Here is a 20,131-nt window from a genome sequence, read left to right as displayed (position 1 = left end):
GACACCATGAGCCTGCGTTCCCGCATCGCGACCCCCGACGAGGGGGGACCCGCCCGTGAGGACGGACACCTCGTCGCCGTCTACCGCGCGAAACTCCTCGAGGAGATCGACCTCGCGGAGATGTCCAGCCTGGCCGCGGCCGAACGCCGCGTCCGCCTCGAACGCGTCCTCGGCCACATCATCAGCCGCGAGGGCCCGGTCCTCTCCTCCGCCGAACGCTCGCAGCTGATCCGCCGGGTCGTCGACGAGGCCCTCGGACTCGGCGTCCTCGAACCGCTCCTCGCCGACGCGTCGATCACCGAGATCATGGTCAACGGCCCCGACTCGATCTTCGTCGAGCGGGCCGGCCGCGTCGAACAGCTGCCGCTGCGCTTCGCCTCCAACGAGCAGCTCATGCAGACCATCGAACGCATCGTCTCCACGGTCAACCGCCGCGTCGACGAGTCCAACCCGATGGTCGACGCCCGCCTGCCCACCGGCGAGCGCGTCAACGTCATCATCCCGCCGCTCGCCCTGACCGGCCCCACCCTCACCATCCGCCGCTTCCCCCGCGCCTACACGCTCCCCGAACTGATCGGCCTCGGCTCCCTCGACGAGCAGATGCTCATGCTGCTCGCGGCCTTCGTCCGAGCCCGCTTCAACGTCATCGTCAGCGGCGGCACCGGCAGCGGCAAGACCACCCTGCTGAACGCGCTCTCCGGACTGATCCCGTCCCACGAGCGCATCATCACCATCGAGGACTCCGCCGAACTCCAGCTCCAGCAGGAGCACGTCATCCGCCTCGAGTCGCGGCCCCCGAACGTGGAGGGCAAGGGCCAGATCACCATTCGCGACCTGGTCCGCAACTCCCTGCGCATGCGACCCGACCGCATCATCGTCGGCGAGGTCCGCGGCGGCGAGACCCTCGACATGCTCCAGGCCATGTCCACCGGCCACGACGGCTCGCTCGCCACCGTCCACGCGAACTCCGCCGAGGACGCTCTGATGCGCCTGCAGACCCTCGGCTCCATGTCCGAGGTCCAGATCCCCTTCGAGGCGCTGAAGGACCAGATCAACTCCGCCGTCGAGGTCGTCGTCCAGCTCTCCCGGCACGCCGACGGCTCCCGCAAGGTCACCGAGATCGCGCTCCTCGTCTCGCACGGCCGCGAACAGTTCCGCGTCAGCCCCGTCACCCGGTTCGTGCCCCGCCCCGTCGGCCCCGACCGGGTCGTCCGGGGCCACTTCGAGCACCTCCCGCTGCCCCGCTCGGTCGCCGAGAAGCTGTACGTCGCCAACGAGCCGCTGCCGCCCGCCTTCGGCGTCGCCGAGGCTATCGACCTCCTCCCCACCCGGCAGGCCATCGGATGACCCCGCCCACCTCCGAAGGGAGGCTGCCATGAACGACCCCGCCCTCCTCGCCCTCGGCGGGACCGTCCTCGGCGGCACACTCGCCGTCGCGGGCGTGCACACCTACGCCTCGGGCCGAGCCCAGCGCCGGGCGCTCGTCGACCGCCTCTCCGGCACCGGCCCACCGCGCACCGGCGCCGGTCGTGTCCGGCACTTCGCGGGCGTGGACCGCAGGCTGCGCCGCACCCGGCTCGGCCGCACGATCCACCTCCGCCTCTCGGCCACCGGACTCGACATCACCGCGGGGGAGTTCTTCACCTACGTCACCGCCGTGGTCGTCGCCCTCTGGCTGATCGCCGCCGCCACCCTCGCCCCCTTCTTCGGCCCGATCGCCGCCGTCCTCGGGGTGTGGAGCGCGGCCATCTTCCTCAACTGGCAGCGCCAGAAACGCATCGAGGCGTTCATCAACCAACTCCCGGACGTGGCGCGTCTGCTGGCGAACGCCACGGCGGCCGGCCTCGCCCTGCGCACGGCACTCGCCATGGCGGCCGAGGAGCTGGAGGCCCCGGCGGGCGAGGAACTCGCGCACGTGGCCGACCAGTTGATGCTGGGCCGGACCATCGACGACGCGCTCGGTGAACTGTCCGAGCGGCTGCCGTCACGCGAACTGATCGTCCTCGTCACCACGCTCGTCCTCGCCAACAAGGCGGGCGGCTCCGTGGTCAACTCCCTGCGCAACCTCACCCAGACGCTGGAGGACCGCAAGGAGACCCGGCGCGAGGTCCGCACGATGCTCTCCGAGGTCAACGCGACCGCCTTCACCGTCCCGTTCCTCGGCATCGGCTCCCTGGTCCTGATCAACTCCTCGAACGAGGGGGCCCTCGCCCGCGTCACCGGCTCCCCGCTCGGCCAGGGCCTCGTGCTGCTGGCCCTCGGCCTCTACACCGTGGGCTTCTTCGTCATCCGCCGGCTCGGCAAGATCGAAGTGTGAGGGAGGGGTCACCATGCTGCCGCTGCTGCTCGCCGTCCTGATGGGCGCGGCCGTCGCCGGCGTCCTCCTGGGCGTCCGGATGATCCGTGCCGACGCCAAGCTCCCCAGCGACCTCCAGCTCGCCCTGGAGGTCGGTGGCACCCGCGTCTCCACGGCGGACTCGGCCGTCGACCGCCTGGGCATGCGCTTCGCGCCGACCGTGCTGCGCCTGATGGGCCCGCGCCGCGTGGACGCCAAGCGCCGCCGCATCGACATGGCGGGCAACCCCGGCGGCCTGACGCTCAGCCGCTACGCGGCCCGCCGCGCGGTGTACGGCATCTTCGGCGTCGTCCTCGGTCTGGTCTTCCTCTCCAACGGCCAGCTCCTGTTCGCCGTGCTCACCCTGGCCTTCGGCCTGGTCGCGGCGGACGCCCTGATCTGGCAGGCGGTCCGCGAACGCAAGGACGTCATCGACCGCACGCTGCCCGACTTCCTGGACGTCCTCGCCGTCGTCGTCTCCGCGGGCCTCGGTTTCCGCCAGGCACTCGACCGGGTCGCCGAGAAGTACGAGGGTCCCTGGGCCGACGAACTGCGCATCACCCTGCGCCAGATGGACATGGGGGTCAGCCGCCGCCAGGCCTTCGACGAACTCCGCAGGCGCAACTCCTCCGAGCAGGTGGCCCAGTTCGTCTCGGCGCTCCAGCAGGGCGAGGAACTCGGCTCGCCGATCGCCGAGACGCTCATCCAGCTCGCCACCGACATGCGCCGCACCGACGCCCAGAACGCCCGCCGCCGGGCCGCCAAGACCATCCCCAAGGCGACGATGGTCACCCTCGTCTTCATGCTCCCCGCGACGATGATCCTCATCGCCACCGGCATGTTCCTCGGCTCGGGAACGAACTTCGGCTCGATCCTGGGGCGCTGATGGACGGCATCCTGCACAGCCTCGCGAAGACCGCCCGCCCGCTCGGGATCGGCCCGCTCTCCCGCGCCGGACGCAACCGCGCACGGGGCACCGGCTACCTCGCCGACGACGTCCCCGCACCCGGCGGCGTCCGCCTCCAGCTCAACGCCCTCCAGGCGCTGTGCCGCCAGGCCTTCGGTGTCCGCCTCGCCGCCATCGCCGTCGGCGCCCCCTTCGCGATGACGAACGCGACGGACGGCCTCGCCCGCTATGCCGTCCTCGCGGCCGCCGTCCTCGGCGTCATGGGCTCCTACGCCATGCTCCGGGACTGGGACCGCTTCGGCCCCCGCCTGCTCGCCCACCCGAGCCTGATGGCCCTGGACCTCGGCTTCGGCGCGATCCTGCTCCTCACCGCGTCCCCGGCCTCGCCCCTCGCCTACGCCACGGTCTGCACCCCGCTCCTCTCCGGCCTCCTCTACGGCTGGCGCGGCGCGGGCGTCTTCACCGGCCTCCAGTTCATCGTGCTCCTCACGGTGTTCCGGGCCTGGGAGCACCGGCCGGGAGCCGGCGCCAACACCCTTCTCGTCGCGGGCTTCTGCGTCGGCGCCGGCATCATCGGGGTCACCCTGCGCAACCTGATGTTCCGCTTCGGCACCGCCAGCCAGGCGCTGTCGGAGGCGACCAGCAGGCTCGCCGTCGCCGAGGCCGTCGAGTCCGAACGAGCACGCCTGGCACGCGAGATGCACGACTCGGTGGCCAAGACCCTGCACGGCCTCGCCCTCGCCGCGGACGCCCTCGCCACCTCCGCGGACGCCGCGGACCCGGAGGAACTGCGACGTCAGGCGACCGTCGTGGCCGGCGCCGCGCGCCGCGCCGCCACCGAGTCCCGCACCCTCCTGTCGGACCTGCGCCGCCATACGGACCTCACGGCCCCGGACACCGACCTTCTGCCCGAACTCCGCTGCCTGGCGGCCGACTTCCAGACCCGGACCCGTATCCCCACCCCGGTACGGCACCGGGGCGAGGCCCCGGTCCTGCCCTGCGCGGCCGCCCACCACGTCCTCGCGATCGTGTCCGAGGCCCTGGAGAACACCCACCGGCATGCCGGCGCCACCCGGGCCGACATCGAACTGGCCGTCACGGAGCACGAGTTCTCGGTACGCGTCCAGGACGACGGAGCGGGCCTCCCCGCGGCCGCCACCCCGGCCCTGCTCGCCACCTGGACGAGATCCGGCCATTTCGGCCTGCTCGGCATGACGGAGCGGGCCGCCTGCGTCGGCGGCCACCTCGCGCTGGACCGGGCCCCACAGGGCGGTGCCGAGATCCGCCTGACCGTCCCTCTCCGCGGGGCGGCACGCCTCGCTCCCCCCACCAACCAAGAGGAGGCCGCACATGCCTGACCAGGCAGTTCCCGGCCCGCCCCTGCGCGTCCTCGTGGCCGACGACAACCCGGTCGTACGGGCCGGACTGACCGCCCTGCTGGAGGCGCACCCCGACACCGTGGTGGTCGCGGCGGCCCGTGACGGCGAGGAGGCACTGGCCTGCGCCGTCCGCCACACACCCGACGTGGTCCTCCTCGACGTCCGCATGCCCGGCACCGACGGCCTCACCGCCCTGCCCGAACTGACCAGGATCGCCCCGGTCATGATGCTCACCTACAGCCGCGAACCCGAGGTCGTGGCGGAGGCCCTGCGCAAGGGCGCGGCCGGCTACCTCGTCCATGGCGAGTTCACGGCGGCCGAACTGATCTCCGCCGTACGGGACGTCCGCGACGGCGTCTCCACTGTCCCGGATTCACTCGGAGCTTCCTACCAACCCGAGCCGTTCTCTTCGCACCTGCAACCGCATGTGGGACAGTCGTCGGAGGCTCGGCCCGCAGTGGCGGCGGGACTTCACCGCCGTGCTCCCAACCATCCGGATTTCGGCCTGAGTTCAAGGGAGGTGGAGGTGATGGACCTCATCGCCGCCGGCATGAACAACCGCCAGATCGCCGCCACCTGCTTCATCACCGAGAAGACCGTCAAGAACCACATCAACCGTATCTTCGCGAAGCTGCACAGTTCCTCGCGCAGCGAAGCGATAGCCCACTGGCTGGGCACGGCCCGCGAGGGGTGGGGCCGATGACTCCCCGGACCGGAAGTTGGGCCCCTGGGCCCACCCGGAGTAAGGGCCTTCTCACGTACGGTGCACGGGTCGTTAGTGGCGTCGGGTGGGAGGGCAGTGCTGATGAGCAGGTTCGCCATGTGGACACGAACCGTGATCTCCCGCATGCGGGACACGAACCGGGACGCGGGAGCGGGGTTCGTGGAGTACGCGGGGTTGATGATCATCATCGCGGGGATCTTCACGTTGATCGACAGCCTGGGGCTCGACGGACTGATCTCGACAGCGATCCTCAACGCGGTTCAGGACGTCATCGGCGGCTGATCCGTCTCCGGACACGAGGGGACAGGGGACAGACTCTCCCCATCTACATCTGGCTGACCGGCATCCTGCTCTTCGCCGCGTTCGCCTTCTTCGCCTTCGCCCAAGCAGCGTCCGCCCGCAATGGAGCTCAATCTGCGGCGGACGCTGCGGCGTTGGCCGCCGCGCAGGACGCGCGGGACGAGTTGGTGGACCGTCTGACGGCTGCTGTCGGCGTGGACGACGACTGGCTGGACTGGCTGAACGGTGACCACCAGCCGGACGGGGCGGGAGCGGGCGCGGCCGCTCAGCAACTGGCGTCCGAGAACGACTCCAGCCTTCAGGGTGTTCAGTTCGTGGTCAAGAACGGTTACCCCGGATTCCAGGCGGACATCCTCACGAACTACACCGTCGGCCACTCGATCATCCCCGGCACTGACGGCATGCATGCGAAGGCCCACGCGGTCGCCGTGATTCAGCCGCGCTGCGATTTCGATCCGGCCGCGGATCCCGAGAAGCCCGTCGAACTCGACTGTGACGGCGAGATCGTGGACATCGACCCCGGAGATTTCAACCCGGACGACCTACCGGACGCGTCGGTGCTGTTCTCCGTGCACCTGGCCGAGTGAGAGGAAGCCGTACCGATGGACTTTCGGCACACCAGGAAGGGCCGTACGGCGCTGAGCGCGGTGGCGATCACGGCTGGGCTGCTCCTCACGGTGGCCGGCTGCGGCGGGGGAGGCGACGGCGATGCGGACAAGGGGACCTCGTCGCCTTCGGCTCCCGCCAAGAGCAGCAGCGACGGCGACAAGGGAGAGACCCAGACGCCTGAGTCCGACCCCGTTCTCGCCGAGGTGAAAGGCGAGAACGGACTCACCCTCGCGGTCACGTCGGCCAAGCGGGACGACGGGGGTTTCCTGACCGTCGAGGGGACGGTCACCAACAACACGGACAACACCTGGATCGCGGCGAACTGGCGCGGCGACGAGCGGGAGTTGTCCAAAAACGGGGCGTCCATCGCCGGCGCGACCCTCATCGATCAAAAGGGCAAGAAGAAGTACCTGATCCTCCGGGACACCTCGGGCCGCTGCCTGTGCACACAGTTCACCGGCGGTGTGCGCCAGGGCGCGACCGCCCAGTGGTTCGCCCAGTTCCCCGCACCCCCCGCCGACACCACCTCCGTCGACTTCCAGGTGGGCGCCATGCCCCCCGCCTCCATCGAGATCTCCGAGGGCTGAGCCATGGCCCTTGCGCCCCGTACCGCCGCGACGACGTTCACGGCCCTCGCCGTACTGGTCACCCTCGGCCTTCCGGGTCCCGCCCACGCCGACGACGACCCCAGTGCCCCGCCCGGCACCGTCACCACCTCCCCGCCCCCCGACGTCGACGCCAACAGCCCCGGGCTCAAGCTCGCCGACGGTGCCACGCTCGCGGCCGCCAAGGTGCTGGACATCAAGTCGGTCGTCGAGGATCTGGGAGGCGAGGAGCGCCGGGAGGACACCAACGCGGACGTGACGTTCGCGCTCCAGGCGGAGGTCCTCTTCCCGAAGGACAGCTCGAAGCTGAACCCGGACGCCCAGTCCCGTATCCAGGCGATCGCGGACGAGATCAAGGCCCAGAACGCCACCACCGTCCGCGTCTTCGGCTTCACCGACAACCTCGGCTCGTACGCGCACGGTCTGAAGCTGTCCAAGAACCGCGCGGAGCAGGTCCACGACCGGCTGGCCGCCGCGCTCGGCTCGTCGGACACGGACATCACGTTCGAGGTGCGGGGCTACAGCGAGGACTACCCGATCGCCGACAACACCTCGGAGCAGGGCCGCCGCAAGAACCGTCGCGTGGAGGTGTCCTTCCCGAGGGGTTCGGCCGACGACTCGTCGTAAAGCGCTTGTCGGGGGAGCGCGACGTCGGTAGGAAGGCGGGATGACGTCACTCGGTGTTGTCTTCCGGCCGCAACTACCCCCCGAGCGCCTGCGTGCCGTGGCGCGCGCGGCCGACGGAGCGGGACTCGACGAACTGTGGCTGTGGGAGGACTGCTTCCTCGAAGGGGGCGTCTCCGCCGCCACGGCCGCCCTCGCCTGGACCGAACGCCTGAAGGTCGGCGTCGGTCTGCTCCCGGTCCCGCTGCGGAACGTCGCGGTCACCGCGATGGAGGCCGCAACCCTGCACAGGCTCTTCCCGGGACGCGCGGCCGTCGCGGTCGGCCACGGCGTCCAGGACTGGATGGAACAGGTCGGAGCACGCGCAGAGTCGCCCCTGACGCTGCTGCGTGAACATCTCGACGCGCTGCGCGCCCTGCTGCACGGCGAACGCGTGTCCAGGGACGGGCGGTACGTGAAGCTGGACGACGTCGCTCTCGACTGGCCGCCCGTCTCGGCGCCCGAGGTCCTCACCGGCGCCACCGGCCCCCGGACGCTCCGGCTCGCCGGGGAGGCCGCCGACGGAACCGTCCTCACCGCCTCGACCACCCCCGACGGCGTACGGCGGGCCCGGGGCCTCATCGAGGAGGGACGGAAGGCGGCAGGCAGGACGGCCGGGCAGCACCGGGTGATCGTCTACCTCCACGCCGCGACCGGGCCCGACGCGGACGCCCGGCTCCGCGCCGAGATGGCCACCAACGGTGAGAACCCCGTGCCGGGACACGGCGCCGCGGGGGACGCGCAGACCGTCGCCGAGGCCGTCCGGCGGGTCGCGGACGCGGGCGCCGACACCGTGGTCCTCCAGCCCACCGCCGACGAACCGGACCCCGAGGGCTTCGTCCGCTTCGCCGCGGAGCAGGTGCGCCCCCTGCTCCCGTAGGCCCCCGAGGCGGGCGAAAATCCGTCGCCGCCGGTCCCGCCCGTTGCGACAATGCGCCCATGAGCAGCACACGTACCTTCGAGGACCTCGTCGCCGAAGCCGAGGCCGCGTCCGTCGACGGCTGGGACTTCTCCTGGTTCGACGGGCGGGCCACCGAGGAGCGGCCCTCGTGGGGATACGCGCGGGCGATGGGAGAGCGGCTGGGCCGCGCCCGCGGCGCCCTCGACATCCAGACCGGTGGCGGCGAGGTGCTGAACTCCGCCCCGAAGCTGCCCACGCTCACCGCCGCCACCGAGGGCTGGCCGCCGAACGTGGCCAAGGCGTCCGCGCTGCTCCACCCCCGCGGGGCCGTGGTCGTCGCGTCCCCGGAGGAGGCCCCGCTGCCGTTCGCGGACGGCGCGTTCGACCTGGTGACGAGCCGGCACCCGGTGGCGACCTACTGGGACGAGATCGCCCGCGTGCTGTGCCCCGGCGGCACCTACTTCTCCCAGCAGGTCGGGCCGGCCAGCGTCTTCGAGCTCGTCGAGTACTTCCTCGGCCCGCTGCCCGAGGAGGTCCGCGCCGGCCGGGACCCGGAGGCCGCCCGCGTCGCCGCCGAGGCCGCCGGGCTCGATGTCGTCGACCTGCGCTCGGAACGGCTGCGCATCGAGTTCCGGGACATCGGTGCCGTCGTCCACTTCCTGCGCAAGGTGATCTGGATGGTCCCCGGATTCACCGTCGAGGCGTACCGCCCCCGGCTGCGCAGCCTGCACGAACAGATCGAGGCGCAGGGCCCGTTCGTCGCGCACAGCAGCCGCTTCCTGATCGAGGCACACAAGCCGGACGGGACTGCCGGACCGCTGGCCGCGGGCACCCTGTAGCCGCGCGGTCGTCCCGCCACCCGCGCGCGAGGACGGTTCGCGGCCCGAGCGCGAGGATTGACCGAAAACACCCCAATGAAGGGCACTCGGTATGAGATGCCCGTCCGGATGACGGACGGGCCGGCGGGGCGGGCGCCGGGTGCCAACCGGCGGATCTGCACAGGGTTTCCACATCGTTATCGAGAGTGGCTCGCCTGGGCTGTTCGCCTGACGTAAGTTCAGTCCAAGGTAATTCGCGTGAGCAAAGCTGCGCGTGTGGCACCGCGCAGTGGAGGGGGCTGCGCGGTGCTGCCTTCGTCGAGTGACGTGACGTCAGCCGTCCTGGACCGCGACCCGTGCGCCGCGCTGCACGCCCCACCGCTCCATGGCCCCGGCCTCCGCCTCCAGGACCGCCCGGGCTCGCGGCCGCGGAAGCCCCACTCGCCCCGGACGCATCGTGCGCACCGCCAGGACCCGTGACGTGCGGTCCAGGTAGGCGACATCGATCGGGAACCGCATCCCCAGGGTGTGCACCGAGTTCGCCGGAGCCAGCAGCAGCGCACCCTCGATCCCGTCGCGCCCGAGCAGTCCGCGTCGCCGGGCGCGCGCCGTCGCCGCCCGCTCCAGCGGCACCGGCTCGGACGTTCGCTCCGTCGTGAAGGTCGTCATGGCTGCGAAGCTAGCGACGGCGTCAAGGGGAGTACGCCACGCCCGTCACCCACCCGGAGTACGTGGCCGCGCATCGGGGTGGTCCCCCTCAATCGGCCCCGAACCCATTGGATCTCCATCGATCCTCCGCGATTCCCTTTGAATCAGCTGGGATCCGGCCATGATCACGCCCGGAATCGATGGTTCCGCGCTCATCGCGGCGTCGTCGGGCGACTCCGGAGAGTAGTTGTGGCACGCGGATGCACGCAGCATCACTTACGAAGGGTTATGGTGGAAACCCCCCCTCGGGCCGGTCCGTCTCCCCCCCACGGACCGGCCCGTTTTTTGTGCCCGCGTCGGTCCGTCCGGCGGGCGCCCCCGTGCGCCCCCGGGGCGGGACGCTGGTGGATGCCGGGGAATCCGGTGACGCAGCGCCGTCCTGTGCGGAGGTTCCGTCCCCGACCTGCCCCTCCCGCGCGGCCGATCGTCTCCCGCTGTGGGCCGGGGCGCCCTCTCGGCGCCGGCTCCCTGTCCCAGGGACCGCCGTCACGAACCTCCCGACGTGGACCCGGAAGGGGCGCCCGAACCCCTCCCCGGGGTTCCGGGCACGGCAAGGGGAGCACGCCGGTCCGCTCCCGTGCCGCACTGTCAGGTCTCTGACACCCCTTGGCGGACCCACTGTTTCGCGGGGGTAGGCTTCGCCCCGGGGGACCGCCATATGGACAGGGACTGTGCTCGGGCGCGCCTGTCCCATCCGCACGGAGGGGCTGACAACACGTGACCTTGCGCGACAACCTGCGCCGACTGCTGGTCAGGTTCTATGCACGCAGGGTGGAAGGCCACCTCGACCACGACCAGGTGCCCAAGCACATCGGGGTCATCATGGACGGCAACCGGCGCTGGGCGAAGGCGGCGGGTTCCACCACCGCCCAGGGCCACCGTGCCGGAGCCGACAAGATCGAGGAGTTCCTCGGCTGGTGCTCCGAGACGGACGTCGAGGTCGTCACCCTGTGGCTGCTGTCCACCGACAACTTCGACCGTCCGCAGGAGGAGCTCGGCCCGCTGCTCGGCATCATCGAGGGCGTCGTCCGCACCCTCGCGGCCGACGGCCGCTGGCGGGTGCATCACGTCGGCACGCCCGACATCCTGCCCTCGCAGATGCAGTCGGCCCTCAAGGAGGCCGAGGAGGCCACCGCCCACGTCGAGGGGATAGTCGTCAACGTCGCCATCGGCTACGGCGGACGGCAGGAGATCGCGGACGCCGTCCGCGCGATGATCCTCGACGCCGACGACAAGGGCACCTCCATGGAGGAACTCGCCGAGGCCGTCGACGTCGACCTGATCGGCAAGCACCTCTACACCGGTGCCCAGCCCGACCCCGACCTGGTGATCCGCACCAGCGGAGAGCAGCGCCTGTCCGGATTCATGCTCTGGCAGACGGCCCACTCCGAGTACTTCTTCTGTGAAGTCTTCTGGCCGGCGTTCCGCAAGGTCGACTTCCTGCGCGCGCTGCGCGACTACGCGGCGCGACACCGCCGCTACGGCGGCTGATTTCCGGGCCCCCCGATGAGGTCGTGGGGGTTCCGGGGGGCGTACGTCATCAGGAGTTAACGCACGCGCCGTCCTGTCCGGCGGCATGGCTTGGCGCGTTCGAGGGCATAACGCTTGCAGGTCGACGCCCGAACCACGGGTGTCGTATCTCAGCGGACGGCACGGGGCCGTCCGCCCGGGAGGCCCTTTGCACCAGCCCGACCGTGCGGTCAGTACGGACGAAGCGGAGGGCCGGTTTTCGGCCCGTGCATCGGTGCCCGAGACCGGTCCAGATCTCCTTCGTCGCTCCCCGACCTCATCCGAGGGGGTACGTCCTTCCGTGGTGACCAGCACTAAGCGCCGCATGCCTGACCGGCGCACCTATGTTCTCGACACCAGCGTCCTGCTGGCCGATCCCAATGCTCTGAGCCGCTTCGACGAGCATGAAGTGGTGCTCCCGATCGTCGTGGTCACGGAGCTGGAGGCCAAGCGGCACCATCCCGAACTCGGCTACTTCGCCCGGCAGGCACTGCGCCTGCTCGACGAGTTCCGGGTCCGGCACGGCCGCCTCGACTCCCCGATCCCGGTCGGGGAACTCGGCGGGACCGTACGCGTCGAGCTCAACCACTCGGACCCCAGCGTCCTGCCCAGCGGGTATCGCCTGGGGGACAACGACTCCCGCATCCTCGCCGTCGCCCGCAATCTCCAGGCCGAGGGATTCGACGTCACCGTCGTCTCGAAGGACCTGCCGCTCAGGATCAAGGCCTCCTCCGTGGGCCTCCTCGCCGAGGAGTACCGCGCGGAGCTGGCCATCACGGGCTCCTCCGGCTGGACCGGAATGTCCGAACTGACCCTGCCGGGCGAGCAGGTGGACATCCTCTTCGAGGAGGGGCACGTCTACGTCCCCGAAGCGGCCGACCTGCCCGTGCACACGGGCCTGACGATCCAGTCGGAGCGTGGCAAGGCCCTCGGCCGCGTCACGGCCGAGGGCAACGTCCGGCTGGTGCGCGGAGACCGGGAGGCGTTCGGCATCAAGGGCCGCAGCGCGGAGCAGCGCATCGCGCTGGATCTGCTGCTCGACCCGGACATCGGGATCCTGTCGATGGGCGGCCGGGCCGGCACCGGCAAGTCCGCGCTCGCGCTCTGCGCGGGCCTGGAGGCCGTCCTCGAACGCCGCCAGCACCAGAAGGTGATGGTCTTCCGGCCGCTGTACGCGGTGGGCGGGCAGGAGCTCGGCTATCTGCCCGGCTCCGAGTCCGAGAAGATGGGCCCCTGGGCCCAGGCGGTGTTCGACACGCTCTCCGCGGTCGCCAGCCGCGAGGTCATCGAGGAGGTCACCGCGCGCGGCATGCTGGAGGTCCTGCCGCTCACCCACATCCGTGGCCGATCCCTGCACGACGCGTTCGTGATCGTGGACGAGGCCCAGTCCCTGGAGCGGAACGTCCTGCTGACGGTGCTGTCCCGGATCGGCGCCAACTCCCGGGTCGTTCTGACCCACGATGTGGCGCAAAGGGACAATCTGCGGGTCGGGCGGTATGACGGAGTGGTCGCCGTCGTCGAGAAGTTGAAGGGCCATCCGCTCTTCGCGCACGTCACGCTGAATCGTTCGGAGAGGTCCCAGATTGCGGCACTCGTGACCGAAATGCTGGAGGACGGGCAGATCTGATCCCGACTGCCCCACCTGGTCAAAGGGTGGTGGATACACCCTGGTTGGCGCCGTCCGGCAAAGGCGAAGGAGCCTAGCCGGGCGGCGTCCTGCTGCGCGCCCGTTTCCTGGAAACACCGGCCGCAAACGAGGTGTGAGCTTTCACACGCGACGGGGAATTGCCTTGCGGCGTCTGGTTACGGCTAGAGTCTCATTCCTGTCAGGCCCCGCATACGACACACCTGTACCCCCAGCGGTACGGCACCACCGGAACCTCAGAACTCCATAAAGCCGTCGTATGCCGCCCGCGCACCACGCGGCGCTCCCCGAGCGGGAGTTGCCCACCGGGCCCGTGCCTCCCGTGACCCCGCAGTTGGGAGGCCAGCGCCGAGGGGCACGATTGCGTCCGCGAGGGTCACCTAAGCGGGCATGCTGGAAGGAAACCGTGTGAGCCGGATTTCGGTCCGGGGATTCGCAGTGGCTTCGGCCACCGCGGTCACCGCCGTTGGAAGCGTCGTCGGAGTTGCCTCTGGCAGCACCGCCCAGCCCTCGATCGACGCCGAGGCGACGGCAAGCGACTCGACCCTCCTCGCGGACATCCCCACGGGTCAGCAGGCCCAGGTGCAGACCGCGTCCCTGACGCAGCAGGCCGACGCTCAGGCCATCGCCGCGGACGCGAGCGCCAAGAAGGACGCGGAGGAATCCGCCCGCAAGCAGGCGGCCGACGACGCCGTGGCCAAGCAGAAGGCCGCGGAGAAGGCTGCGAAGGCCGAGAAGGAGGCCAAGGAGCGCAAGGAAGCGGCGGAGAAGGCCAGCCGTTCCGCGACGCGCGACGCGACCACCTTCAGCGTCCAGTCCTCGTACTCCGTCGCGCAGATCCAGGCGATGGCTCGCCAGATGGTGCCGAGCGGGCAGTTCCAGTGCTTCAGCAACATCGTGAACCACGAGTCCAGCTGGAACTACAAGGCGGTCAACGCCTCCTCCGGTGCCTACGGTCTCTTCCAGGCTCTGCCCGGTTCCAAGATGTCGTCCGTCGGTTCCGACTGGCAGACGAACCCGGCCACACAGATCAAGTGGGGCCTCAACTACATGAACGGCCGGTACGGCAGCCCCTGTGAGGCGTGGTCGTTCTGGCAGGCGAACAGCTGGTACTGAGCCGCACGCAGCACGTCGGGCGCTCAACCTTTCGAAGCCCCTCCCCGTCATAGGGGGAGGGGCTTCAGCCATGTACGGTCGGATCCGACGACTCCAGGGGGGAGTGGTGGGGAGCAACGGGGGAAAAGGACGCATCATGTCGCGAGTACCAGGGTGGCTCGGCAGGCTCGGCGCAGGACTCACCGAGCTGGGAGAGCGGTTGGACGAACGCCGGGCCGAGGTCGAGAAGGAGTCACAGGGCTCCCTCGACCGTGAGGACACGTCCGTAGGGCGTGATCCCGTCGAGGAGCCGGGTGACGCCGTTCCCGATATGCCGGAAACGACCGTTCACCCGGACGACCTGAACGACGCCGAACATCCGGTGCCGGACGTCGAACCGGCCGCGCTGCCGGCTCGGCGCCCCGCCTCAGGGAAGACGTCCGCGCCGGCCGCGTACGTGCTGACGCCCCGTCCGGACCCCGCGCTCGCGGTGCCGTGGGGGGTACGCGTCGCCGCCGAGGCCGGCTGGCGACTGCTGATCCTGGCGGGCACCGTCTGGGTGCTGATGCGCGTCATCAGCGCCGTGCAACTGGTGGTGCTGGCCTTCGTGGCCGCGCTCCTCATCACCGCGCTGCTCCAGCCGACGGTGGCCCGGCTCACGCACCACCGGGTGCCGCGCGGCCTCGCCACCGCGCTCACCGCGATCCTCGGCTTCGTCATCATGGGGCTGATCGGCTGGTTCGTCGTCTGGCAGGTCCAGGAGAACATCGACAACCTCTCCGGCCAGATCCAGGACGGCATCGACGAGCTGCGCAAGTGGCTCCTCAAGGGCCCGTTCCACGTGACGGACAAGCAGATCAACGAGATAGCGAAGAACCTCCGCGAGGCGGTCGGCGCGAACACCGACCAGATCACCTCGGCGGGACTGCAGGGCGTGACGGTCATCGTCGAGGGCCTCACCGGCATCCTCCTCACGATGTTCTCGACGCTCTTCCTGCTCTACGACGGCAAGCGGATCTGGGAGTGGTCGCTCAAGCTCGTCCCGGCCGCCGCCCGTCCCGGAGTCGCGGGCGCGGGCCCGCGCGCCTGGCGCACCCTCACGGCGTACGTGCGCGGCACGGTGATAGTCGCCATGATCGACGCCATCTTCATCGGCCTCGGCATCTACTTCCTCGACGTCCCCATGGCCGTCCCGCTCGCCGTCTTCATCTTCCTCGGCGCGTTCATCCCGCTCGTGGGCGCGGTGATCTCCGGAGCTCTCGCGATCGTCGTCGCCCTCGTCACCCAGGGCGTGTTCACCGCCCTCATGACGCTCGCCGTGGTCCTCGCGGTCCAGCAGATCGAGGGCCATGTCCTGCAGCCGTTCATCCTCGGCCGCGCGGTGCGCGTCCACCCGCTCGCGGTGGTGCTGTCCGTCGCGGCGGGCGGCATGATCGCCGGCATCGGCGGAGCGGTCGTCGCGGTCCCGCTGGTCGCGGTCACCAACACCGTTGTCACGTACCTGCGTTCGTACGCCCATGAGGCGGGCCTGCGGCATTCCCCGGAGCCCCGGGGCGCCACGGCGCTGGACGCGTCGCCCGCGAAGAGCCTCACACCGTAGGCGGTCCCGTGCCGCCCCGACCACCGGAGGCGGCCCGGAAAACGCCCAGGGCCCCGCTCACCGACGTGGTGAGCGGGGCCCTGAGCGTTGTGCGAAGCGAGGACTACTCGGCGAGCACGGCCTCGGCGTCCAGCGTGGCGCCGACGGCCTGGAGGACCGCCGCGATCTTGAACGCCTCCTGGATCGTCTCCCGGTCGACGCCCGCCTTGCGGAGCACCTGCTCGTGCGAGTCGAGGCACTGCCCGCAGCCGTTGACGGCGGAGACGGCGAGCGACCAGAGCTCGAAGTCGACCTTGTCCACGCCCGGGTTGCCGATGACGTTCATCCGCAGACCGGCGCGCAGCGTGCCGTACTCCGGGTCGGAGAGCAGGTGCCGGGTGCGGTAGAAGACGTTGTTCATCGCCATGATCGCGGCGGCCGACTTGGCGGCCGTGTACGCCTCGGGCGACAACCGGGCCTTCGCCTCGGGCTCCAGCTCACGCAGCACGCGCGGCGAACGCGACGCGATCGCGCAGGCCAGCACCGTGCCCCACAGCTGCTGCTCGGGGAGGTCGCTGTTGCCGATCACCGAACCGAGGTTCAGGCGAAGGTCCTTGGCGTAGTCCGGTATGGCGGACTTCAGTTCGTCGAGGGCCATGGAAGATCACTCACCGGCCAGCAGGGCGACCGGGTCGAGGGTGGTCTCGCCCTTGGTCCAGTTGCACGGGCAGAGCTCGTCCGTCTGGAGAGCGTCGAGGACCCGCAGGACCTCCTTGGGGTTACGGCCGACGGAGCCGGCGGTCACCATGGAGAACTGGATCTCGTTGTTCTGGTCGACGATGAAGACGGCACGCTTGGCGAAACCGTCCTCGCCCTCGATGCCGAGGTCACGCATGAGCTCGTGCTTCGAGTCGGCCATCATCGGGAAGGGCAGGTCACGCAGGTCGGCGTGGTCCTTGCGCCAGGCGTGGTGCACGAACTCGGAGTCGCCGGAGAAGCCGAGGACCTGGGCGTCGCGGTCGGCGAACTCGTCGTTCAGCTTGCCGAAGGCGGCGATCTCGGTGGGGCACACGAAGGTGAAGTCCTTGGGCCACGCGAAGACGATCTTCCACTTGCCTTCGTAGGTCTTGTGGTTGATCTCCTCGAACTCCTGGCCCTTCTCCAGCGAGACGCAGGCGGTCAGGTCGAACTCGGGGAACTTGTCACCGACAGTGAGCACGCATTCTCCTTGCAGCGGGGAGACGTCCCTTTTGAGGGCGTTTCCCTTGGGTTGGACGAACGTGATGTTGGCACAGGCTGCATTGATTCGGGAAATAGCTACACTCGGTCGGGTTGATCGGTTGCGTCTATCAGTAACCGTCGGTGAAGCGATCCGGAGAGAGGTACGGCCGTGACAAGTCCCAGCCGCGACGCCGACCCCCTGGGCGGCATGACAGCCGTGGGCAGGAGCGTCCCCAACGCCCGGGCGGCTTCCGCCGGCCGGGGCGCGAACATCGGCCGCACCGGCGCCAAGGGCAACGGACGCCGCCAGCCCAGCCTCGCCCAACTCCGCGCCTTCGCCGCCGTCGCCGAGCATCTGCACTTCCGCGACGCCGCCGCCGCGATCGGCATGAGCCAGCCGGCGCTGTCCGGAGCCGTCTCCGCCCTCGAGGACACCCTCGGCGTGACGCTGCTGGAGCGTACGACCCGCAAGGTGCTCCTGTCGCCCGCCGGTGAGCGTCTCGCCGTACGCGCCAAGGCGGTGCTGGAGGAGGTCGGCGCGCTCATGGAGGAGGCGGAGGCCGTCCGCGCGCCGTTCACCGGAGCCCTGCGCCTCGGCGTCATCCCGACCGTCGCCCCCTACCTCCTGCCCACCGTCCTGCGACTCGTCCACGGGCGCTACCCCGACCTCGACCTCCAGGTGCACGAGGAGCAGACGGCCAGCCTGCTGGACGGGCTCGCGGTCGGACGGCTCGACCTGCTGCTCCTCGCCGTGCCGCTCGGAGTGCCCGGCGTCACGGAACTCCCGCTGTTCGACGAGGACTTCGTGCTGGTGACCCCACTCGACCACTGGCTCGGCGGCCGGGAGGGCATCCCGCGCGAGGCGCTGCGCGAGCTGCGTCTCCTGCTGCTCGACGAGGGGCACTGCCTGCGCGACCAGGCGCTGGACATCTGCCGCGAGGCCGGGCGCGCCGACGCCCCCGTCACCACCACCGCCGCGGGACTGTCCACCCTCGTCCAGTTGGTCGCCGGCGGTCTCGGGGTGACGCTTCTGCCGCGCACCGCGGTCAAAGTGGAGACGACCCGCAGCAACCAGCTCCTGACCGGATACTTCGCCGACCCGGCACCCACCCGGCGCATCGCGCTCGCCATGCGCGCGGGCGCCGCCCGCGGCACCGAGTACGAGGAACTGGCGGCGGCCCTGCGCGACGCGCTGCGCCCGCTGCCCGTCCGGATGGTGGGCCCCCGGGACTGAACCGCCTTGCACAGGCGGTCATTTGAGCGACCGATGAAGGCTTTCGAAAGGCGGGAATTCTCAACTTCCGTCAGGTAGTGCGACTCCCGCGAATCCTTGCGCCCCGGCTGATACACATACCCCCTCAGTGTGACGCGTCAGGCGTCTGTGCGAAATGCCGGAAGGTCCAAGGGGAGTGATGTCGGGCATTCGGGATTCCCTCGGCCGGGTCGGATTCGACCTGCTGTCGAGCGCGCTGAGCGAATGCCGACAGGTGCGGGCGACGGGAAGACTGCGGGTGTCCGGAAGGCCCGGGGGCGTCTTCCACCTGCACGACGGCTGCGTCGTCGCCGTCGAGAGCCCGGGCGCTCCGGGGCCCGAGGCGCGCCTGCTGCGGTCCAGCCGTGTCAGCGGGGAGCAGTGGGCCGAACTGCTCCGAGAGGCGGGCGGCACCCGGTGGCCGCAGGCCGGACTGATCGCGCACGGTTACGCGGGCGCCGCGCAGCTCCGGGTGGTCTGCATGATGGCGATGCAGGACGCGGCGTTCGCCGTCGTCGCGGGGGACGTCGAGGCGTGCGACCCGCTGGACGCCGCCTTCGAGCCGTACGCGCCCGTGGACCAGGGGGAGATGCCGGGACGGCTGTTGCAGGACGCGGCGCGGAAACTGGCGGCCGTCGCCGCGCTGACCCGTCCCGTGCGGCCGGACCGTGAACGTCCCGTGCAGGGAGCGGTGGCGGACGAGTCGCGGGACCGACTACCGCCTCAGCAACGGGAGTTGTTCGTGCATGCCGACGGCCGGAGAACCGCCCGCGACATCGCCTTCGTGACCGGACTCGGCGTCTACACCGCCACCGTCGGAATGGCGCGCCTGCTCGGCGAGGGACTGCTGGAACTACCCGAAGCGCCCGCGTCCGCCTCCCCGGTCACCGTCCGCATCCCGCCCACCGAGTCCCTCAGGAAGCGGTCGCCGTCCACCGTGCCGGGCCCCGATCCGGAGCTGCTCTCCGCACTGGCCGCAGCGCTGACCGCCGGAACGGACGACCCGGGTCCCGACGTTGAGGCCGTCGTCCCGTCCGCCGACCCGTCCGCCGCAGGAGAGGGCGCGCGGCCGGTCGTCACGGAGGGCGACGGGAGGCCTCGTACGGACGCCTCCGAGGCGGTCGGCGGCGGCAGCCCCGCGGGCGCCCCCGACGGTGCGGACCCCGGCCACCCGGATGCCACGGGCCCCGCCCCGGCACTCCGGTCGGCCTCTCTCGTGCTCCCCGGCCCGGACGCCCCCTCCCTGCCCCGCCGAGAACCCGGAGCGAGCGGAATCACCGAGACGCTCGCCCCGGAAAGGGCCGCGGTGAGCTGGAAAGGGTTCTTCCGGCTGCGGCACCGCATCTGGACGCCGGATTCCGGCACCTGACCCCGCACCGCCTTTTCCTGACCAAACGCACCTCATTTCCAGGGAGTTCAACTCATGAATCACGAGGCACTGGCCAACGAGATGAGAGGCCTCCGGGAACGGGTGACCGGAATCACCGACACGGCGGTGGCCGCCGCCGACGGAATGCTCATCGCGGCGGACACCGCCGACACCATCGAGGCGGAGAGCCTCGCCGCGATCGCCGCCGCCGGACTCGGCATCGCCCGGCGTGCGACCGCCGCGACCGGCCGGGGCACCTTCCGGCAGACCGTGACCCACGGCAGCCAGGGCTGCGCCGCCTTCTACGCCGTCGGCGACACCGCACTGATGATCGTCCTCGGCGACGAGGGGATCGACCTCGAACGGCTCCACGAGCAGACCCGCCCGGTCCTCGGACGTATCGGTTCGATCCTCGCGGGCGACGACGCCGAGCCGGCCGCCGGGACCCCGTACACCTCCGGCCCGTTCGCCGGAGCCGTGACCGAGACCGCGAACGAAGGGGTATGACTGAC

21 protein-coding genes are annotated in these 20,131 nt (G+C 70.6%); 18 read left to right on the top strand and 3 right to left on the bottom strand.

Annotation, left to right across the window (positions count from 1 at the left end; all coding sequences use genetic code 11):
* Nucleotides 1-6: 6 nt before the first annotated feature.
* The 11 genes from AB0C62_RS16825 (at nucleotide 7) to AB0C62_RS16775 (ending at nucleotide 9,262) form a co-directional block, all read left to right on the top strand.
* Nucleotides 7-1,347: a CpaF family protein gene (locus AB0C62_RS16825; RefSeq protein ID WP_081219135.1), complete on the top strand. Its 1,341-nt coding sequence runs from the start codon at nucleotides 7-9 to the stop codon at nucleotides 1,345-1,347.
* 28 nt (nucleotides 1,348-1,375) lie between these two features.
* The gene (locus AB0C62_RS16820; RefSeq protein ID WP_362973759.1) at nucleotides 1,376-2,317 is read left to right on the top strand and encodes a type II secretion system F family protein; all 942 of its coding nucleotides are present in this window, start codon (nucleotides 1,376-1,378) and stop codon (nucleotides 2,315-2,317) included.
* 13 nt (nucleotides 2,318-2,330) lie between these two features.
* Nucleotides 2,331-3,221 carry a DUF5936 domain-containing protein gene (locus tag AB0C62_RS16815; protein WP_362973757.1) on the top strand — a complete coding sequence of 297 codons (891 nt, stop codon included), beginning with the start codon at nucleotides 2,331-2,333 and terminating at the stop codon, nucleotides 3,219-3,221.
* Nucleotides 3,221-4,600, top strand: a complete 1,380-nt coding sequence (locus tag AB0C62_RS16810; RefSeq protein ID WP_362973755.1) for a histidine kinase — start codon at nucleotides 3,221-3,223, stop codon at nucleotides 4,598-4,600. Before AB0C62_RS16815 ends, AB0C62_RS16810 begins: the two co-directional genes overlap by 1 nt.
* On the top strand, nucleotides 4,593-5,324 hold the full coding sequence (locus AB0C62_RS16805) for a response regulator transcription factor (RefSeq protein ID WP_362973753.1): 732 nt from the start codon (nucleotides 4,593-4,595) through the stop codon (nucleotides 5,322-5,324). The genes AB0C62_RS16810 and AB0C62_RS16805 overlap by 8 nt, the downstream gene beginning before the upstream one ends.
* A 102-nt stretch (nucleotides 5,325-5,426) precedes the next feature.
* Nucleotides 5,427-5,627, top strand: a complete 201-nt coding sequence (locus AB0C62_RS16800) for a hypothetical protein (RefSeq protein WP_266616162.1) — start codon at nucleotides 5,427-5,429, stop codon at nucleotides 5,625-5,627.
* On the top strand, nucleotides 5,624-6,232 hold the full coding sequence (locus tag AB0C62_RS16795; protein ID WP_362973859.1) for a pilus assembly protein TadG-related protein: 609 nt from the start codon (nucleotides 5,624-5,626) through the stop codon (nucleotides 6,230-6,232). The genes AB0C62_RS16800 and AB0C62_RS16795 overlap by 4 nt, the downstream gene beginning before the upstream one ends.
* A 15-nt stretch (nucleotides 6,233-6,247) precedes the next feature.
* Complete coding sequence (locus AB0C62_RS16790; protein WP_362973751.1) at nucleotides 6,248-6,841, top strand: hypothetical protein; 594 nt, start codon at nucleotides 6,248-6,250, stop codon at nucleotides 6,839-6,841.
* Between the two features lie 3 nt (nucleotides 6,842-6,844).
* Nucleotides 6,845-7,486, top strand: a complete 642-nt coding sequence (locus AB0C62_RS16785) for an OmpA family protein (RefSeq protein WP_362973749.1) — start codon at nucleotides 6,845-6,847, stop codon at nucleotides 7,484-7,486.
* 40 nt (nucleotides 7,487-7,526) lie between these two features.
* Nucleotides 7,527-8,402: an LLM class flavin-dependent oxidoreductase gene (locus AB0C62_RS16780; protein ID WP_362973747.1), complete on the top strand. Its 876-nt coding sequence runs from the start codon at nucleotides 7,527-7,529 to the stop codon at nucleotides 8,400-8,402.
* A 59-nt stretch (nucleotides 8,403-8,461) separates the two neighbouring features.
* Complete coding sequence (locus tag AB0C62_RS16775; RefSeq protein ID WP_362973745.1) at nucleotides 8,462-9,262, top strand: class I SAM-dependent methyltransferase; 801 nt, start codon at nucleotides 8,462-8,464, stop codon at nucleotides 9,260-9,262.
* Nucleotides 9,263-9,574: 312 nt separating this feature from the next.
* Here AB0C62_RS16775 and AB0C62_RS16770 read toward each other — a convergent pair whose 3' ends face one another.
* Nucleotides 9,575-9,910, bottom strand: a complete 336-nt coding sequence (locus tag AB0C62_RS16770; protein WP_362973743.1) for a DUF192 domain-containing protein — start codon at nucleotides 9,908-9,910, stop codon at nucleotides 9,575-9,577.
* A gap of 756 nt (nucleotides 9,911-10,666) precedes the next feature.
* Between AB0C62_RS16770 and AB0C62_RS16765 the strand changes: the two genes are divergently transcribed.
* The 4 genes from AB0C62_RS16765 (at nucleotide 10,667) to AB0C62_RS16750 (ending at nucleotide 15,798) form a co-directional block, all read left to right on the top strand.
* Nucleotides 10,667-11,440: an isoprenyl transferase gene (locus tag AB0C62_RS16765; RefSeq protein ID WP_164372026.1), complete on the top strand. Its 774-nt coding sequence runs from the start codon at nucleotides 10,667-10,669 to the stop codon at nucleotides 11,438-11,440.
* A gap of 319 nt (nucleotides 11,441-11,759) precedes the next feature.
* Nucleotides 11,760-13,085 carry a PhoH family protein gene (locus AB0C62_RS16760; RefSeq protein ID WP_164372027.1) on the top strand — a complete coding sequence of 442 codons (1,326 nt, stop codon included), beginning with the start codon at nucleotides 11,760-11,762 and terminating at the stop codon, nucleotides 13,083-13,085.
* Nucleotides 13,086-13,493: 408 nt separating this feature from the next.
* Complete coding sequence (locus AB0C62_RS16755) at nucleotides 13,494-14,219, top strand: transglycosylase SLT domain-containing protein (protein WP_164372028.1); 726 nt, start codon at nucleotides 13,494-13,496, stop codon at nucleotides 14,217-14,219.
* Between the two features lie 136 nt (nucleotides 14,220-14,355).
* A complete protein-coding gene (locus tag AB0C62_RS16750; RefSeq protein WP_362973741.1) occupies nucleotides 14,356-15,798 on the top strand; it encodes an AI-2E family transporter in 1,443 nt (480 codons plus the stop codon).
* Between the two features lie 103 nt (nucleotides 15,799-15,901).
* Here the strand turns inward: AB0C62_RS16750 and AB0C62_RS16745 are convergent, their stop codons facing one another.
* Complete coding sequence (locus tag AB0C62_RS16745; RefSeq protein WP_362973739.1) at nucleotides 15,902-16,435, bottom strand: alkyl hydroperoxide reductase; 534 nt, start codon at nucleotides 16,433-16,435, stop codon at nucleotides 15,902-15,904.
* 6 nt (nucleotides 16,436-16,441) lie between these two features.
* On the bottom strand, nucleotides 16,442-16,996 hold the full coding sequence (locus AB0C62_RS16740; protein ID WP_081219150.1) for a peroxiredoxin: 555 nt from the start codon (nucleotides 16,994-16,996) through the stop codon (nucleotides 16,442-16,444).
* A gap of 171 nt (nucleotides 16,997-17,167) precedes the next feature.
* Between AB0C62_RS16740 and AB0C62_RS16735 the strand changes: the two genes are divergently transcribed.
* The 3 genes from AB0C62_RS16735 to AB0C62_RS16725 all read left to right on the top strand — a co-directional run bounded on the left by AB0C62_RS16735 (nucleotide 17,168) and on the right by AB0C62_RS16725 (nucleotide 20,126).
* On the top strand, nucleotides 17,168-18,232 hold the full coding sequence (locus AB0C62_RS16735; protein WP_362973737.1) for a LysR substrate-binding domain-containing protein: 1,065 nt from the start codon (nucleotides 17,168-17,170) through the stop codon (nucleotides 18,230-18,232).
* A 178-nt stretch (nucleotides 18,233-18,410) separates the two neighbouring features.
* Nucleotides 18,411-19,619 (top strand): MarR family transcriptional regulator, encoded by a 1,209-nt coding sequence (locus AB0C62_RS16730; RefSeq protein WP_362973735.1) that lies wholly within the window; start codon nucleotides 18,411-18,413, stop codon nucleotides 19,617-19,619.
* Between the two features lie 54 nt (nucleotides 19,620-19,673).
* Nucleotides 19,674-20,126 carry a roadblock/LC7 domain-containing protein gene (locus AB0C62_RS16725; protein WP_362973733.1) on the top strand — a complete coding sequence of 151 codons (453 nt, stop codon included), beginning with the start codon at nucleotides 19,674-19,676 and terminating at the stop codon, nucleotides 20,124-20,126.
* Nucleotides 20,127-20,131 lie beyond the last annotated feature (5 nt).

The sequence above is a fragment of the Streptomyces sp. NPDC048643 genome, from assembly GCF_040650615.1.
Classification (GTDB): domain Bacteria; phylum Actinomycetota; class Actinomycetes; order Streptomycetales; family Streptomycetaceae; genus Streptomyces.
The sequence above is the reverse complement of the archived record's forward strand: the minus strand, read 5'-3'. Positions and strand labels throughout refer to the sequence as shown.

What these genes read in the sequence shown, in the direction of transcription:
- AB0C62_RS16825 (WP_081219135.1), top strand. Translation starts at nt 7, where the DNA reads ATGAGCCTGCGTTCCCGCATCGCGACCCCCGACGAGGGGGGACCCGCC.
- AB0C62_RS16820 (WP_362973759.1), top strand. Translation starts at nt 1,376, where the DNA reads ATGAACGACCCCGCCCTCCTCGCCCTCGGCGGGACCGTCCTCGGCGGC.
- AB0C62_RS16815 (WP_362973757.1), top strand. Translation starts at nt 2,331, where the DNA reads ATGCTGCCGCTGCTGCTCGCCGTCCTGATGGGCGCGGCCGTCGCCGGC.
- AB0C62_RS16810 (WP_362973755.1), top strand. Translation starts at nt 3,221, where the DNA reads ATGGACGGCATCCTGCACAGCCTCGCGAAGACCGCCCGCCCGCTCGGG.
- AB0C62_RS16805 (WP_362973753.1), top strand. Translation starts at nt 4,593, where the DNA reads ATGCCTGACCAGGCAGTTCCCGGCCCGCCCCTGCGCGTCCTCGTGGCC.
- AB0C62_RS16800 (WP_266616162.1), top strand. Translation starts at nt 5,427, where the DNA reads ATGAGCAGGTTCGCCATGTGGACACGAACCGTGATCTCCCGCATGCGG.
- AB0C62_RS16790 (WP_362973751.1), top strand. Translation starts at nt 6,248, where the DNA reads ATGGACTTTCGGCACACCAGGAAGGGCCGTACGGCGCTGAGCGCGGTG.
- AB0C62_RS16785 (WP_362973749.1), top strand. Translation starts at nt 6,845, where the DNA reads ATGGCCCTTGCGCCCCGTACCGCCGCGACGACGTTCACGGCCCTCGCC.
- AB0C62_RS16780 (WP_362973747.1), top strand. Translation starts at nt 7,527, where the DNA reads ATGACGTCACTCGGTGTTGTCTTCCGGCCGCAACTACCCCCCGAGCGC.
- AB0C62_RS16775 (WP_362973745.1), top strand. Translation starts at nt 8,462, where the DNA reads ATGAGCAGCACACGTACCTTCGAGGACCTCGTCGCCGAAGCCGAGGCC.
- AB0C62_RS16770 (WP_362973743.1), bottom strand. Translation starts at nt 9,910, where the DNA reads ATGACGACCTTCACGACGGAGCGAACGTCCGAGCCGGTGCCGCTGGAG.
- AB0C62_RS16755 (WP_164372028.1), top strand. Translation starts at nt 13,494, where the DNA reads ATGCTGGAAGGAAACCGTGTGAGCCGGATTTCGGTCCGGGGATTCGCA.
- AB0C62_RS16750 (WP_362973741.1), top strand. Translation starts at nt 14,356, where the DNA reads ATGTCGCGAGTACCAGGGTGGCTCGGCAGGCTCGGCGCAGGACTCACC.
- AB0C62_RS16745 (WP_362973739.1), bottom strand. Translation starts at nt 16,435, where the DNA reads ATGGCCCTCGACGAACTGAAGTCCGCCATACCGGACTACGCCAAGGAC.
- AB0C62_RS16730 (WP_362973735.1), top strand. Translation starts at nt 18,411, where the DNA reads ATGTCGGGCATTCGGGATTCCCTCGGCCGGGTCGGATTCGACCTGCTG.
- AB0C62_RS16725 (WP_362973733.1), top strand. Translation starts at nt 19,674, where the DNA reads ATGAATCACGAGGCACTGGCCAACGAGATGAGAGGCCTCCGGGAACGG.